This is a genomic window from Paraburkholderia elongata (assembly GCF_013177735.1).
Taxonomy (GTDB): Bacteria; Pseudomonadota; Gammaproteobacteria; order Burkholderiales; family Burkholderiaceae; genus Paraburkholderia; species Paraburkholderia elongata.
This window is the reverse complement of record NZ_WOEZ01000232.1, coordinates 22,853-38,537: the sequence shown is the minus strand read 5'-3', so window position 1 is coordinate 38,537 and position 15,685 is coordinate 22,853. Positions and strand designations below refer to the sequence as shown.

Annotated in this window: 13 protein-coding genes; 10 read left to right on the top strand and 3 right to left on the bottom strand. The window is 62.4% G+C overall.

Annotation, left to right across the window (positions count from 1 at the left end; genetic code table 11):
- Window positions 1-211 precede the first annotated feature (211 nt).
- Together GNZ13_RS40875 and GNZ13_RS40870 are read right to left on the bottom strand one after the other, a co-directional pair.
- Window positions 212-1,504 (bottom strand): MFS transporter, encoded by a 1,293-nt coding sequence (locus tag GNZ13_RS40875; protein WP_172175894.1) that lies wholly within the window; start codon window positions 1,502-1,504, stop codon window positions 212-214.
- Window positions 1,505-1,533: 29 nt separating this feature from the next.
- Window positions 1,534-2,361 (bottom strand): NAD-dependent epimerase/dehydratase family protein, encoded by an 828-nt coding sequence (locus tag GNZ13_RS40870; protein WP_172175893.1) that lies wholly within the window; start codon window positions 2,359-2,361, stop codon window positions 1,534-1,536.
- Window positions 2,362-2,762: 401 nt separating this feature from the next.
- Between GNZ13_RS40870 and GNZ13_RS40865 the strand changes: the two genes are divergently transcribed.
- The 7 genes from GNZ13_RS40865 to GNZ13_RS40835 all read left to right on the top strand — a co-directional run bounded on the left by GNZ13_RS40865 (window position 2,763) and on the right by GNZ13_RS40835 (window position 8,242).
- Window positions 2,763-3,302 (top strand): DUF2867 domain-containing protein, encoded by a 540-nt coding sequence (locus GNZ13_RS40865; RefSeq protein WP_172175892.1) that lies wholly within the window; start codon window positions 2,763-2,765, stop codon window positions 3,300-3,302.
- A 232-nt stretch (window positions 3,303-3,534) separates the two neighbouring features.
- Window positions 3,535-3,870: a type II toxin-antitoxin system RelE/ParE family toxin gene (locus GNZ13_RS40860; protein ID WP_172175891.1), complete on the top strand. Its 336-nt coding sequence runs from the start codon at window positions 3,535-3,537 to the stop codon at window positions 3,868-3,870.
- Window positions 3,857-4,144 carry a helix-turn-helix domain-containing protein gene (locus GNZ13_RS40855; RefSeq protein WP_063498788.1) on the top strand — a complete coding sequence of 96 codons (288 nt, stop codon included), beginning with the start codon at window positions 3,857-3,859 and terminating at the stop codon, window positions 4,142-4,144. The genes GNZ13_RS40860 and GNZ13_RS40855 overlap by 14 nt, the downstream gene beginning before the upstream one ends.
- Before the next feature lie 390 nt (window positions 4,145-4,534).
- Window positions 4,535-5,947 (top strand): cytochrome ubiquinol oxidase subunit I, encoded by a 1,413-nt coding sequence (locus tag GNZ13_RS40850; RefSeq protein WP_172175890.1) that lies wholly within the window; start codon window positions 4,535-4,537, stop codon window positions 5,945-5,947.
- Window positions 5,948-5,970: 23 nt separating this feature from the next.
- Window positions 5,971-6,975, top strand: a complete 1,005-nt coding sequence (gene cydB, locus GNZ13_RS40845) for a cytochrome d ubiquinol oxidase subunit II (protein ID WP_172175889.1) — start codon at window positions 5,971-5,973, stop codon at window positions 6,973-6,975.
- A complete protein-coding gene (locus GNZ13_RS40840) occupies window positions 6,950-7,147 on the top strand; it encodes a hypothetical protein (protein ID WP_172175846.1) in 198 nt (65 codons plus the stop codon). The genes cydB and GNZ13_RS40840 overlap by 26 nt, the downstream gene beginning before the upstream one ends.
- 339 nt (window positions 7,148-7,486) lie before the next feature.
- Window positions 7,487-8,242 carry a response regulator transcription factor gene (locus tag GNZ13_RS40835; protein ID WP_172175888.1) on the top strand — a complete coding sequence of 252 codons (756 nt, stop codon included), beginning with the start codon at window positions 7,487-7,489 and terminating at the stop codon, window positions 8,240-8,242.
- Window positions 8,243-8,275: 33 nt separating this feature from the next.
- On the opposite strand, the gene GNZ13_RS40830 is transcribed toward GNZ13_RS40835, so the two are convergent.
- Window positions 8,276-10,057: an ATP-binding response regulator gene (locus tag GNZ13_RS40830; protein ID WP_172175897.1), complete on the bottom strand. Its 1,782-nt coding sequence runs from the start codon at window positions 10,055-10,057 to the stop codon at window positions 8,276-8,278.
- Window positions 10,058-10,274: 217 nt separating this feature from the next.
- On the opposite strand from GNZ13_RS40830, the gene GNZ13_RS40825 reads away from it, so the two are divergent.
- The 3 genes from GNZ13_RS40825 (at window position 10,275) to GNZ13_RS40815 (ending at window position 15,666) form a co-directional block, all read left to right on the top strand.
- Window positions 10,275-11,066, top strand: coding sequence for a hypothetical protein (locus tag GNZ13_RS40825; protein WP_172175887.1), 792 nt, complete (start codon window positions 10,275-10,277; stop codon window positions 11,064-11,066).
- Window positions 11,067-11,277: 211 nt separating this feature from the next.
- Complete coding sequence (locus GNZ13_RS40820; protein WP_172175886.1) at window positions 11,278-14,688, top strand: alpha/beta fold hydrolase; 3,411 nt, start codon at window positions 11,278-11,280, stop codon at window positions 14,686-14,688.
- A gap of 165 nt (window positions 14,689-14,853) precedes the next feature.
- Complete coding sequence (locus GNZ13_RS40815) at window positions 14,854-15,666, top strand: hypothetical protein (protein WP_172175884.1); 813 nt, start codon at window positions 14,854-14,856, stop codon at window positions 15,664-15,666.
- Window positions 15,667-15,685: the final 19 nt, after the last annotated feature.

The window sequence follows — 15,685 nt, the reverse complement described above, 5'->3', positions numbered from 1 at the left end:
GTTCCACGCTTCTTTCAGACCCCGCCTCGCGACGACGCCCTTACGCTTCACTAATCCTTCGCCACCATCAGGCTGGATAGGGGACTTTCACCCCCGAGCTGTTGAGCATGCTCGGCACACAAGCAAATGGCGGCGCCCTCGGGCGCCGCCATTTTCCTTTTCATTCCCCGGCGCGATTCGCGGCCCGGGCCTAACCGTTACTCAAGATTACTCACTTGGCCGCAGCACTCGCCACCACCCAGCGCGGGTCAGGTGCCTTGTCGCCGCTTCGGGCCAGCAGGCACACCACAGCAGCCGCGATGATGTCGAACACCGCCAGCACCACAAACAACGGGCTGTAGCCGATCTGCGTGACCAGCACGCCGAACAGCGCCGTGAACGCCGCCGCGCCCAGGTAGCCCGCCATGCCGCCCATGCCCGTGGCGGTGGCGACTTCGTTCTTGCCGAACATGTCGGAGGTGATCGCGTACAGCGCACCCGACAGGGTCTGGTGGGCAAAGCCGCCGACGCACAAGAGCGCAACGGCCGCGTAAGGACTCGCCACCAGCCCGACGCAGGCCGGCCCGATCATACACAGCGCACCAACGACGAAGACCATCTTGCGCGACGTGAACAGCGAGACCTTCGCGTACTTATGAAACAGCGGGCTGAGGTAGCCGCCGAGCACACAGCCGATATCCGCAGCCAGAAAAGGCATCCATGCGTACAACGCGACTTCCTTCAGGTTCATGTGCCGCTCGGTCATCATGTACAGCGGGATCCACGCGTTGAAGGTCTGCCAGGCCGGCTCGGAAAGAATCCGGGGAATGCCGATTGCCCAGAAGTCGCGGCTGCCGAGCATGGCAGTCCAACTGCGTTTGACCGCGCCGGCTTCGCTGTGCTTCGCCTCCTGCCCACTGAGGATGTAATCGCGCTCAGCGTCGCTCAATAGCTTCTGTTTCTGCGGGTGCTTGTAAAGCAGCATCCACAGCACGCTCCAGACGATCCCGGCCACGCCGACGATCAGAAAAGCCCATTGCCATTGGCCGTGCAACAACGCCCAAACGACCAGCGGCGGCGCCAGCAGCGCGCCGATGGACGAGCCGATATTGAACCAGCCGATCGCAACGGAACGCTCCTTGGCCGGGAACCATTCACTCGTCGCCTTGACGCCGGCCGGGATGCCCGCCGCTTCGGCGATACCGAGCACGCCGCGGAAGAACGCCAGGCTGCGCCAGCCCGTCGACCATGCCGCCGCAGCGCAAGCCAGCGACCAGGCCAGCGCGAACGCCGCAAAGCCGATCTTGGTGCCGACGGTGTCGAGTACGTAGCCCGCAACCGGCTGCATGAACGCATAGCAAAGTTGCCACGCCACCACGACATGCGAATACTGCGCGGTCGTGATGTTGAGGTCTTTCATCAGCGTCGGCGCCGCCACCGACAACGTATTGCGCGCGAGGTAATTGATGATGAGCCCGGCCGCGACCAGGCTGACCATCCACCAGCGGATGCCCTTGATTTTCATAACTGTGTCTCCTCGTATTCCTTAACCAATCAGAACGGCCGGCCCGCGGTGTCGTTGCCCGCGGAGTCGTCGCGCGAGTAATCGATGCCGACGAAGCTGCCGCCCTGGTAACGCTGACCCAAGGCATCGAGCGGGTTCGGCCGCACCAGTATTTCTACGGCGTAGACCTCGGCGTCCTGCGTCGGTCGATAACCCAAACGCTCGGCGCCGCTGTTGTCCCACCAGCTACGTTTGTTGGCCGAGACGCCCCACACGGTGATAAACCCGACGTCCTCTGCCTCGACACAACGGTCGAGGAAATGCATCAGGTCGCGATGACCGAACCAGGTGCTCAGGTGCCTCTGCTCGGTCGGCCGTTCGAGGCAGCTGCCGATACGCACGCAAATACTCTCGATACCGTGCTTGTCCCAATACATGCGCGCGAGTGCTTCGCCCCACACCTTGCTCAGGCCGTAGAAACCGTCCGGACGCAGCGCGCAGTCGAGACTGAGATGGTCGGTGACCGGATACATGCCGATCGCATGGTTGGAGCTGGCGAACACCACGCGCCGAACGCCTTGCCGGCGCGCGCCTTCGTATACCTCGACCAGCGCGCGCAGGTTGTTGTCGATGATTTCTGGCAGCGGACGCTCCACGCTCGTGCCGGCGAAGTGAATCAGCACGTCGACACCCTCCAGCAGGCGATCCACGACGGCGGGATCGCGCAGGTCGCCGTGCATCACGTCCTCGCCTTCCACCAGGGGCATCAGGGCTTTCGAGCCCGCGGCCGACCGCAAGGGGATCCCGCGCGCAATCAACGCCGCGCGCACTACCGAGCCGAGCTGGCCGCCGGCCCCACTCAGAGCAATCTTCTTCATAAGGTTCCTTTACAGCGCCGCGCGCAATTAGAGCCGGAGGACGGCAAGCAGTTGAGCCGTGGCGGCAACGGACCGAGAATGGTCCGTTAGTTGTACGATAACGTACTATTACCGATGAGAGGACGGTTTTCAACTAGGCACTTACCCGCTGGCTTTGCTGTCCGGTGAATTACCCATAAAAACAAGCGTGTTCGGCTGATATTTTTATATGACGTCATATAACTTCAAACAAAAATTCACACCGATTCATACGCCATCCAGCGCACACGCCCGATTGGCTCGATTGGCACCGACGCTCGAGCGCGCGTAGACTTGACGCGCACGCGCGCGATCGAACTGCGGTGCGCCCGCGGCGAAGTCACCCTTCCCTCCACGATCTATTTTCAGCGCGGCGCCCTCTCATGCCAGACACCAACCGTTCCGTGTTTTCCGTCGCCGTGCCTGCCGAATCCGGCGTGGCCCGCCTGTACGATGCCCCGGACCTTGCGGACGCGTACGCCGTCCGCTTGCCGGACAATGCAATCGACGACCCGGAATTGCTCGCGCGTTTTCTGTTCGCGCACCAGGCGGGATGGGTCGCGAAACTGCTGGCGCTGCGCGATGCACTAGTTGCCCGCTTCGGAATCAAGACGTCGAAACAGTTGCGCATAGCGGATTCGCGCGGTTCGAGGGAACGGGTCGACATCTTCAGAATCTACACGCGCAGCGCGCGCGAGATCATCCTCGGCGAGAACGACAGCCATCTCGACTTCCGGGTTTCGGTGTTGCAACAAACGCGCGATACGCGCGAGGGCAGCGCGCGCTATTTGACCCTGTCCACCGTCGTGCACTGCCACAATCGGCTCGGGCGTTTCTATATCCTCGTCATCTCGCCGTTCCATCGGTTGGTGGTTCGCTCGGCGTTGCGTCGAGCGGCGCGTATCGGCTGGCCAACTGCTTGACCGGCGCAGCGATACGCAGGCACAGGGCGTGGCGGGCGCAAGGCAATCGCCGCACCCCGCCGTACTCGCTGCGCCAACGCCGTTGTAACCGTTCATCGCGGTCCTGCTTTCGCCCTCTTCCCGTCGTTCGATTCCCTGCCAGGCAACGGCTCCAGTTTTTGCTGATTTAAAGCAACAACGGGCAAGGTCGCTTGCTTGTACGAAAATAACATATTTGTTATCATGAATCCCAATGGCATTTACGATCGGTTTCTACAACGAAAAGGTCAAAGTGAACGCTGCCTCATTGCCGAAAACGCTGCTTGCGCGCTTTATCGCGCTGGCCGATCGCATGGAGGAATACGGCCCGAATCTCGGCGAGCCGCACACTGCATCAATGGGTGGCGGCTTGTTCGAGATGCGCCTCAAAGGCGCCGAGGGTTTCGCCAGAGTGTTCTACTGCGCGATCGTGGAACGGAAAATCGTCATGCTTCACAGTTTCGTGAAGAAGAAGTCGCAACAAACGCGGCGTAACGAACTGGACGTGGCGCGCAAAAGACTGCTGGAGATCAGAAATGGCAACCTATAAGGCAATGCGCGAACGGGCGCTCGCCGATCCCGAAGTACGCGCCGAATACGAGCGGCTGAACCGTGAAGAATTCGCGCTGCTCGATCAGATGCTCGCCGCGCGGCGCGAAGCCGGCTTGACGCAGGCGCAAGTCGCCGAGCGCATGGGCACGAAAGCGCCTGCCATCACACGGCTCGAACGGGCGCTTGCTTCGGGGCAGCACTCGCCTTCTATCGACACGTTGCGCAGATACGCGGCTGCATGCGGCAAGCAACTGTTTATCTCGATCGCCTAGGCTTCGTCCCCGCGGCGTTGAGCGCTCGCGCCGCCTATTGTGGCGATCGCCGACTGACATGACTGGAATGCGGCGTCCGCAGTGAGGGACCTCGCGGCGAAAGCGCCGGAGCCGCATTGCTGCAGCGCGGTCTATTGCCGCAGTTCCGCGCCGACCACGAGAAACACGCGCAAACGCGTAATAAGGAAAACTTGATACCTATCAAGCATTTGCCATCTCAAAATCGAAAATCCGCGCGAAACAACGTGGTTTTTTGACGCACGTCGCGTCGCAGCAAAAAGCCGTGTCTTGCCCTACTCTTCCGCCATCTGCCCAGCGCAGTGCGCACCGACAACAGTCGACGCGCGTAGCCCGCCTCCGGGCATGACGCACCTAAAGCACTTCACGATCATGAACTCCGCAATTTCGGCATTCGATCTCGCCCGCATTCAGTTTGCGTTCACCGTTTCGTTCCACATTGTTTTCCCGGCGCTCAGCATCGGCCTCGCCAGCTTCATCGCCGTCCTCGAATGGCGCTGGCTGAAAACCGGCAAGGCGTACTACAAAGATCTTTGCCTGTTCTGGTCGAGGATCTTCGCAGTCGCCTTCGGTATGGGCGTCGTGTCCGGCGTCGTGATGAGCTATCAGTTCGGCACCAACTGGTCAGGCTTCTCCAGTTTCGCCGGGCCCATCACCGGACCTCTTCTCATGTACGAGGTCATGACCGCGTTCTTCCTCGAAGCAGGCTTCCTCGGCATCATGCTGTTCGGCTGGCAGCGCGTGAGCCCACGCGCCCACTTCGGCGCGACGCTGATGGTGGCGATCGGCACGCTGATCTCGACCTTCTGGATTCTCGCCTCCAATAGCTGGATGCAAACACCGCAAGGCTTCGAAGTCGTGAACGGCCATGTCGTACCGCTTGATTGGTTCAAGATCATTTTCAATCCGTCGTTCCCGTACCGGCTCGCGCATATGGCGCTGGCGGCATTCATCGTTGGGGGGCTGGTGGTGTCGGCGGTGGGCGCGTGGCATCTGCTGCACGGCCGGCGCGATCCGGCGGTCAAGAAGATGTTCTCGATGGCGCTCTGGCTGCTCCTGATCCTCACGCCGATTCAGGCATTCGTCGGCGATCAGCATGGTCTGAACACGCGCAAGTATCAGCCGGCCAAGATCGCGGCGATCGAAGGTCTGTGGGAAACCGAGAAAGGCGGCACCGCGCTGAATCTGTTCGGCATTCCTGATATGCAAGCGGAGACCACGCGTTATGCCGTGTCGATTCCGCACCTCGGCAGCCTGATCCTCACGCATAGCTGGGACGGCGAGATTCGCGGCCTGAAGGAATTCCCGCCGCAAGACCGGCCGGACTCGACGGTGGTGTTCTGGAGCTTCCGCATCATGGCCGGGCTCGGCGTGCTGATGATCCTGATGTCTGTGGCCGCATGGACGCTGCGCCGCCGCGAACGCCTGTTCGAAGCGAAGTGGTTCCAGCGCTTCGCCGTGGCAATGGGCCCGACCGGCTTCATCACGCTGCTGGCGGGTTGGGTCACCACTGAAGCAGGCCGTCAGCCGTGGGTGGTGTACGGCGTGATGCGCACCTCGCAGGCGGTATCGCCGCTCACCACGCAGCAGGTCGGCATCTCGCTGATGGCGTTCGTGGTCGTCTACTTCCTCGTGTTCGGCACCGGCGTCTACTACATGCTCAAGCTGATGCGCTCGGGTCCGGCGCTGCCGGGACACACGCCGCACGGCGTGCCTGAGCACACCCCGAATCAGACCGCGCGCCGCCCGCTGTCCGCCGCCGATCACGTGATCGACGCCGCCTAACCTCTCTGCTTGCGAGAAAGAAAATGGACGTAACCGTAGCGTGGGCCGCGATCATCGCGCTAGGCCTATTCATGTACGTGGTGCTCGACGGCTTCGATCTGGGCATCGGCATCGTCTTCCCGTTCTTCCCCGATGAGAAAGAACGCGACCTGATGATGAACACCGTCGCGCCCGTGTGGGACGGCAACGAAACCTGGCTGGTGCTGGGTGGCGCCGCGCTGTTCGCGGTGTTTCCGGTGGTCTACTCGACCGTGCTGTCCGCGCTGTATCTGCCGCTGATCTTCATGCTCGTATGCCTGATTTTCCGCGGCGTGTCGTTCGAGATTCGCGCCAAGGCCAAGCGCACGAAACATCTGTGGGATCTGGCGTTCATCGGCGGCTCGGCGGGCGCAGCCTTCTTTCAGGGCATCGCGCTGGGCACGTTCCTGCAAGGCATCCCGGTGATCGACGGCGGCTATGCGGGCGACGCCTTCGGCTGGCTTACGCCGTTCAGTCTGCTGACAGGCCTCGGTCTGGTTATCACCTACGCACTGCTCGGCTGCTGCTGGCTAGTCGCGAAAACCGAAGGCGATCTGCAACGCCGCCTGCATCGCGTGGTGTGGCCGCTGACGCTCGTGCTGCTCGGGTTCATCGCGATGGTCAGTCTGTGGACGCCGCTGCAAGATCCGAATATCGCGCAACGCTGGTTCCACGACAACCTGTTCTACCGTCTGCTGCCGGTGCCGTTCCTCGTGGCGATCTGCGCGTTCTTCATGCACCGCGCGGTGCGTGCGCGGCATCACAACACACCGTTCGTGCTCGCGCTCCTGCTGGTGCTGCTCGGTTACGCCGGGCTGCTGGTGAGCCTGTGGCCGTATGCGATTCCGTCGAGCATGACGCTCTGGGAAGCCGCCGCGCCGCGCTCGAGCCAGATGTTCACGCTGGTCGGCGCCGCGGTGATTCTGCCGGTCATCATCGCCTATACGACGATGGGTTATTGGGTATTTCGTGGCAAGGTGCGTCATGGCGACCAACATCACTATCATTAAGGACGCAGACGCGGGCGCCAACGCCGCCCGCGGCGCGTCTCAACCGCCGGCGCGCCGACTGCCCGGCTGGCTGTGGTTCGTCGCACTGTGGTGCTTCGGCGTGGCCTCGGCGATGTCGCTCGGTTTCGCATTCAAGCTTCTGATGAATGCGACATTATTCGCGATCAAATGAATCATACGTTTGCGTGATTTCACCCGGTGCGCATAACCTTCGGAATCCTGCGTGGACGGCTTCAAAAATTGCGGCGTGCGGCTCGTCTTCGTAACAAGCCGGAACCTATGCGCGGGAGACCTACCTTACACATAATGCTGGTGCAGCGAACCAGCCGGCGATCATACAAATAGATGTTTACTTATGCGGCGAACCGGAAGGCGCGCCGCGCTACGATCGGCATATGATCGCGGGGTAGCCGGCAATGACGCGAATCGAAAATAGAAGTAAAACGGGAAGTAAAGCCAGAAGCACGGCGGGGGTAGTCCACAACGCGCAGGCCCGACTCGCGGAGACATCATGAAGTTTCTTGTGGCCGACGACCATGAACTGATCCGGCAAGGCGTCAAAGGCCTGCTGCGCGGTCTCGATCCCGACGCGCAATTCGACGAAGCCGATAGCTGGGAAACACTCGCGGCCGCCGCGCGGCCCGATGCCGACCACGACCTTGCCATCGTCGATTTGCATATGCCGGGCATGAGCGGCGCTTCGTCGCTTGAAGTTCTGTTGAAGGCGAACCCTGCGTTGCCGGTCGTCGTGCTCTCCGCGGAAGAATCGCCCGACGAAATGCGCGCGGTGCTGGCCGCCGGCGCGCTCGGCTTCGTGCCCAAGCGGCAGCCGGCCAGCGTCATGCTCAAGGCGATCGAACTGGTCCTGTCAGGCGGCGCCTATGTCCCGATGGAAGCGCTCAGCCTGCTGGGCTCGCGTGAGACGCACGCCGCACCGGCGCACGCCGAAGCGGCCGAGCTTGCCGCTCAGGGCGCCGCCCACGCCTCGACTCAGGGCGGAGCCGCGCTCACCGAACCGATCGTGCAGATCCAGGCGCTGCAGCCGCACCAGCAACATTTGCTGGAGAACCTGTCGCCAAGACAGCAGGACATCATGCGGCTCGTGCATCGCGGCTGGACCAACAAGATGATCGCGCGTGAACTGGGCGTCGCGGAAGGGACGGTCAAGGTGCATCTGTCGGTAATCTTCCGGGCGCTCGGCGTGCACAACCGCTCCACGGCGATCGCCGTGATCAACGGCTGGCTCGAGGCCGGGAAAACCCTGTAACGACGGGTCGATGGGCGGCGCTCATGCCGCCGCTCACGCCGCCCGCCCTTTATCCAGTTCCGCCTGCTGCCACAGCATTTCCAGGGTGCGCCGCAAGCGCGCCGGCGCGACCGGTTTGTGCAGTACCGGAATCCCCTGCAAGGCCAGCGCCGCCAGTTCCGCCGACGCCATGTCGCCCGTGATCAGCAAGGTCACCACGCCTTCGTGCCCCGCCCGCCCGAGCACATTGCGCACGGCCGACAGCGCCTGCGCGCCGGTTCGGTGATTGGCCAGCTGGTAGTCGCATAGCACGGCATCCGGCACGAAGCCGTCTTCCAGCGCGACGAGCGCGTCGACCTCGTCGCGCGCGGCACGCACGATGCAACCCCAGCGTCCCAGCAGACTCGTGAGGCCTTCGAGAATCGACGGTTCGTCGTCGATGCACAGTACGCGCCGCCCTTGCGCCGACGGCCCGCCCGCCACCGCCTCGTTCAGGCTCGCGACAATCCCGCCGGCGTCGCCCGCCTGCACCGGAAAGCGGAACACCGAGCCACGGCCGGGCGCCGAGCGCAGTTGCAACTCGCCGCCGAGCATCTCGATGAGACGCTTCACCGTCGGCAAGCCCAAACCGTGACCCTGGCGCGCGTCGCGCTGCGGATTGGCGACCTGATAGAACTCTTCGAAGATGCGCTCATGTTCTTCGGCCGGAATGCCGATACCGGAATCGCGCACCTCGATATAGCCGCCCGAACGACGCCCGGCGCGGCGATAGCCCACCCAGATCGCGCCTTCCTCGGTATAGCGCACCGCGTTCGAGACCAGGTTGCTCAGCACGCGTTCGAGCAGCACCGGATCGTCATGCAGGACCACCGAGGCCGGCGCGATCCGCAGCGCCAGCCCTTTTGCCGCGGCTTGCGGGCGGTACTGGCTGCCGACCCGCTCGAACAGCTCCGACAGCCGGAAATGCAACCGAATCACCTGAGTCACGCCGCTTTCGAGCCTGGCGAGATCGAGCACCTGGTTGAACAGCTGGTTCAACGCCTCGACGTTATAAACGATGTGCTGGGCCGTCTTCGCATGCTGCACGGGCGTCGCCGCCGTGTCGTTGAGCGAAGCCGCCAGCAGGCCGATCGCATGCAGCGGCTGGCGCAAATCGTGGCTCGCGGCGGCAAAAAAGCGCGTTTTAGCGAGACTGGCCTCTTCGGCGACCCGCTTTTGCGCCGCCAGCGACTCCGCCAGGTACTGCTGATCGACGCGTGCCTGCACGACCTGCTGGAACAGCTTGCGATAGCTCAGCGCATAGACGTTGATCGCGCAGAAGAAGAACGCGAGGACGATCGCGAGAATCGTGCGGTCGAACGTATGCGTGCCGAAATGCAGCACGATGGTCGGAAAGAGCAGAAACGGAATCGCGGTCGAAAAGTTCAGCAGATCGAAGCCATTCGACATGAACACGCCGGCCGCCAGCGTGACGAGCATCACCGTGTGCAGCAGCGGCAAATCGGTTTGCGGGCTCTGGAACGCGAACCAAACCGCCAGGCCCGGCGCGCTATACAGCAGCACGCCGCGCACCGCGTGCAGGTTGATCCAGCCGCGCGGCGTGACGAGGTGCGGGTACCGGCGATTGCAGACCCACAGCGCAAGGCCGCCGCAATTGGCCACCGCATAAAACCCGAAACACGCCACGAACAGCCGCGGCGACGGGACGTTCGGCCAGTAAATCGCCACCAGCACCGCGATCGAAAACCAGTGCGAAAAGAAGGCGATCGGGTCTTGCGCGTACAGCACGCGCACCAGGTCTTCGTCGATTGCACGCTGGATAGGGTCGGCCCGCATCATGCGGTCTCCTTTGTCCGGCACGGCAGATTGTTCTGACCGGATGGTTTACCCGGCAGTTTACCCATCAGCTACCACTTAATCCATATAGGCGAAGCCGGCGCTGGAAACCATACTGAGTTCACATTCCAGCGCGGCTTAAAAGTTCCAACACCCCCTTCTTTGCCTGCAGTCGAGGCTCCCCGCGCTCCTTGCTTTACCCCTTATGGAGGTTTTCATGGGCGCAGTTCCGAGCCACGCGTTCGTCCGCAATCTCGACGATGCGATCCTGCCCGATCTGTGGCGCCGGCGTACCCAGTTGTCCGCCGACGAAATGGTGTCGATGGTCGACCTGGTCAAGCGGGCGCTGCGCACCTATCACCCGTTTGAATTGCAGGCGCTCGGCGAGGACAAGGAAGAACTGGTCGCGCAGTTCATCTACTCGAAAGTGCTGCGCCTCGCGCCCGGCCACACCGAAACCCATGCCTGCGCCGACAGCGCGCCGTCCAACGGCTTCGCACTGTGCGCGTATTTTCGCCGTTACTTGATCGACTGCCTGCGCAGCGCCGGCCATCAACGCAATGTGTCGATGGAAAACGAAGGCATGGCGCAGGAAATCGACCTGCACGCGCAAGCGCTGGAAGACCCCGTCGAAAGCGTGTTGCTGCAATACGGCCTCGACGAACAACGCGTGCGGCTCGCAGCGCGCGCCTTTATCGACAGTCTCGACGAACCGGAGCGCATCGTGCTGGCCGGCAGCCTCGGCTGGTGCTCGGAAGGAAAAGGCGGCCTGTCGGCAGTCGCGGCTCAGCATCGTGTGCCCTCGTATCACTATCGCGCCGTCAAACTTGGCGTCACCATGAAAAAGACGGCCGGTGCCGACGAATTTTCCAATACCAAGATCGGCCGCTGGCTGACTGACGTGCTCGGTATCGAGATCGACCTCGACAATCGCGCGGCGATTCTGCTCGCGTTGAACCTGCTTGCCGCCGAATCGAGCGACAGCGAAATGAATGAAGTGGCCGCGTAATAGCGCATTGACAGGCTGCTTGGGCTGCCGGCGGCTTTTTCCCCTTTTCGCAAATCGAGCACGCCCCATACAGGCGCCACGCGCCCCGTACGATGCGCCTTTTTTTGTCATCGCGCACCGCCTACGATAAAAAAGCCGTAGGCGCACGCCGTCTTCCTTCCGAAGTCCGGGTTCCCCTACCCGGCATCCCATTCCTGACGAGGTGGTCCTGATGAACCGCTTATCGAGCGCCCTGACAGCAATGCAGCCGCACTACGATGTCGTGGTGGTGGGTTCGGGCTATGGCGGTGCGATTGCCGCGAGCCGTATGGCGCGCGCCGGCAGAAGCGTGTGCGTGCTGGAACGCGGGCGCGAATTCATGGCCGGCGACTTTCCGCGCACGCCGATCGAAGGCGCCGCGCAGATGCAATACAACACCGCCCTCGCACAGGTCGGCTCGCCGCTCGCGCTGCTCGAAGTACACGTGAACGAAGACGTGAATGCGGTGGTGGGCTGCGGACTGGGCGGCACGTCGCTGATCAACGCGAACGTCGCGCTCGAAGCCGAACCGCGGTTATGGAACGACGACCGCTGGCCCGAGGCGCTACGCGCCGACAAGACGGGACGCGACAAGGGCTACGAACTTGCCCGCGCCATGCTGCAGCCGTCGCCGGTGTCGGGCGATTTTCTGCAGCTGCCGAAACTGCAGGCGCTCAAACAATCCGCGCAAGCGCTCGGCATGGAAGATCGCTTTTACCCCCCGCCGGTCACCGTCACCTTCGAGGACCGCACCAACGCTGCGGGTGTCGAACAGCAAGCCTGCGTCGGATGCGGCGATTGCAACTCAGGCTGCAATTACGGTGCGAAAAATTCCACGCACATGAACTATCTGCCCGACGCAGTCGCGCACGGCGCAGATATTTTCACGGGCGCAGCGGTGCATTCGGTGTTGCGCGACGCAGCCACGCAAAAGTGGATCGTGCACTTTCAGGAGGTCGAACTGGGCCGCGAGAGTTATCACGCGCCCGATCTGTTCGTGAGCGCCGATATCGTCATCGTGTCGGCCGGCACGATCGGCTCGACCGCCCTTCTGCAGCGCTCGCACAAGGAGGGGCTGAGCGTTTCGGACATGCTCGGCAAACACTTCACCGGAAACGGCGACGTCCTGGCTTTTGCGTACAACACCGAGGAGGTGATCAACGGCGTCGGCTGGGGTGCGCACAAGAAAGGCGACATCCCGCCGGTCGGGCCGACCATTACCGGCATCATCGACCACCGCAATACCCCTAACGTGAAAGACGGCTTCGTGATCGAAGAGGGTTCGCTCGCCGGGCCGGTCGGCGCCGCGATGGTCGCCATGCTCGGCGGCGCCGCGCCGCTCGAAGGCGTCGACATTCCCGCCCCGCGCGCCGCCGGGGAACCGCTCGATTACGACGCGCGCGTGATCGAGAGCTTCCTGCGCGGGCCCTATTACGGTGCCCTCAACCACACGCAAACCTACCTGGTGATGGCGCGTGACGACGAAAGCGGCCAGATCAGCGTGAATGATGAAGGCAGGCCGCGCATCGACTGGCCGAACGCCGGCAAGCAGCCGATCTTCCAAACCGTCGAAGAAACGCTCGAGAAGGCGCAGGCGCCGCTCGGCGGCAAATATGTGCGCAACCCGATTTCGACCAGGATGCTCAAGAACCGTACCGTCACCGTGCATCCGCTCGGCGGCTGCGGGATGGGCGAGGACGCGGAGCGCGGCGTCGTCGACCATCAGGGCCGGGTTTTCAGCGGCACGACAGGAAATGCGGTGCACGAAGGTCTGTATGTGATGGATGGCGCGGTCATGCCGATGTCGCTCGGCGTCAATCCGCTGCTGACGATTTCCGCGCTAGCGGAACGTAATTGCGCGCTGCTCGCCGACGCGCGAGGCTGGAACATCGACTACCTGGCCAAGGGCACGGCTGATGCACCGGCGCCCCAACAGATCGGCCTGCACTTCACCGAGACGATGATCGGCACCTATACGCCGGCCGTCGCAGGCGTTGCCGCCACCAGTCCGATCGAATTTACGCTGACGGTGGAATCGGACGATCTTGCCGATATGCTGAGCAATCCGCAACATCTGGCCCACACCACCGGCACGCTGACTTGCCCCGCGCTTTCCGCACAACCTATGACGATCGCCGACGGCACCTTCAACCTGTTCGTGGTCAATGAATCGGACGTGGATGAGCGCAATATGAATTACCGCATGACGCTCAACTCTACTGAAGGCAAGACGTACTACCTGAGCGGACAGAAGATCATCACGCGTACGTCGCCGATCAATCTGTGGGAACAGACCAACACGCTCTACGCGGAAATCCGCGAGGCCGCACAAGCGGATGCGCCGGCGATCGGCAAAGCAACGCTGATCATCACGCCCGAGAATTTCCTCAAGCAGCAACGTACGCTTGCAGTCACCAATGCGCCCGATCTGAAAACGCGCCTTGAATGGACCCTGAAGTTCGGCAAGTTTTTTGCGGGCGTGCTGTTCACCGAATACGGCGGCGTGGCCGCGCCCTTGCAGTTTTATGATCCGAAAGCGCCGCCGCGCCTGAAGCGCGTGCTGCGCGCACCCGTGCCGCAAGTGACCTTCTTCGGCACGCCCGACGGGACCACCCTGCGACTCACGCGCTACGCCGGGCCGCCCAACAAGCCGCTGCGTCCCGTGCTGCTGATCCACGGCTCGGGCGTGTCGAGCCGCATCTACTCCACCGACCTGATCGGGACCAACCTGGTGGAATATCTCAGCGCGGCCGGCTATGACGTGTGGCTCGTCGATCTGCGCGTCAGCATCGAAATGCCGAGCGTGCTGGTGCCGACCAACGTCGACAAGGTCGCTCGCGAGGACATTCCGGCCGCGGTCGCCACAGTGCGGGAGTTGACCGGCGCGCCGGAGATTCAGGTGCTGGGCCACTGCATGGGTGGGTTGGCGCTCACGATGTCGCTGCTGGCCGGCCTCGAGGGCGTGCGCTCGGCGGTCATATCGCAGGTCTCGGCGCATCCGGTGCCGGGCACGCTGGAAAAGATCAAGTGCGGGCTGCACGTCCCGGACATCATGAAGCATCTCGGCGTACTCGACCTGACCGCTTTTACAGAGCACAGGTCGTGGCCCCATAACCTGCTCGATGAAGCGTTGCGGCTCTACCCGCTCAATCACAAACAGGGCTGCGGCAGCCCGATCTGCCATCGGGCGACCTTCCTTTACGGCCTGCTCTACGAGCATGAACAATTGAACGAGACCCTTCACTCGAACCTGCAGGAATTGCTTGGCGTGCACGACATCGAAGTGTTCAAGCATCTGGCCGCCATGGTACGAGCGGGCAAGGTTGTCGATGCCGAGGGCAAAGACGTTTACCTGACGGGTATGGACGGCATGAAAGGTCTGGAAGGCATGCGCCTGCCGATCGGCTTCATCCACGGCGATAAAAACGAAACCTATCTGCCGAAGAGTACCGAGCTCACGTACGACATGCTGATCAATCGCTTCCCGGAGCAGCCGTATGAGCGGCATCTGATTCCCGGCTACGGGCATATCGACTGCATCTTCGGCAAGAACGCGGCGGTGGATGTTTATCCGGTGATTGCCAGGTATCTGAATGCGCACTGAGGCGCACGCGCTCGCTCGCTAACTGCTGAGAGTCCATGAACCCCGCGGAGGAAGACCCGAAGGTGGCTCCCTTAAGTCGGAACACTCTTTTACGTTCGATTCGCAAAGCGGCATAGAATCTGCCCGGCGGGATGACAACATAAACGAACAATACGAGTGACCGACATGCGGCAGATGAGTTTCGGCGAGTGCGCCGGCAAATCGTGGTTGAGTACGTGGCAAATCGTGACAACGATGCCGTTTTTCTTGCTGAGCTTCATGGCAGCACTGGCCTGCACGTTCGCTTTTCCTGACATTCTCGCCGCCGCAGCGGCGCCGCCGGATGCAGGCGCTCACGAGGCGATACGCGCTGCGCCCGGATCGAGCCTGATGAACCTCGCGCGCGTATTCATCGGCGCCCTGCTATCCATCAAGATTCATCGCGCGGTGCTGCTAGGCGAAGGAGAAAAGCCGCTGTTTCCCGCCCAAAGCCGTGTGGTGCCACGCTATGCTGGACTCTACCTGGTGATCGGCGTAGCGACGTTGTTGCTTGCCATCGCCATCATGCTGGCCGGCAAGTTCGTATTCAATCTGCCTATTGCTTCGGCAGTCACGCTCCTGCTTTCATTCGCAGCCGGCCTGTTCATCGCGGTACGGCTCAGTCTTCTGTTCCCCGCCTTGTCGCTTGGCAGCCGCTTTGCGTTGAAGGCCGCCTGGCGCGACAGCCGAACGCATTTCTGGCAAATCGCCGGCATGATGTTCGTCGTATCAGCGCCGCTGATGCTGATCGGCATTGCCGTCGCGCTCGTCCTCAAACCGCTCCTCGAAGGATTGCATCCCGTGCAGCAGATCATGCTGATCGCGGCGGGTCAGGCGTTTCTCAGTACGCTGTTCTCCGTGCTGAGTGCCGCCACGCTGTCGTGGCTCTACGCCCGTTTCGCTTGCGAGCTGCGCACGCTTGTCAGCGAACAGCCCATCGGCGAGCCCGCAGCGCCCTGAACGGGCCGCGCACGCGCCA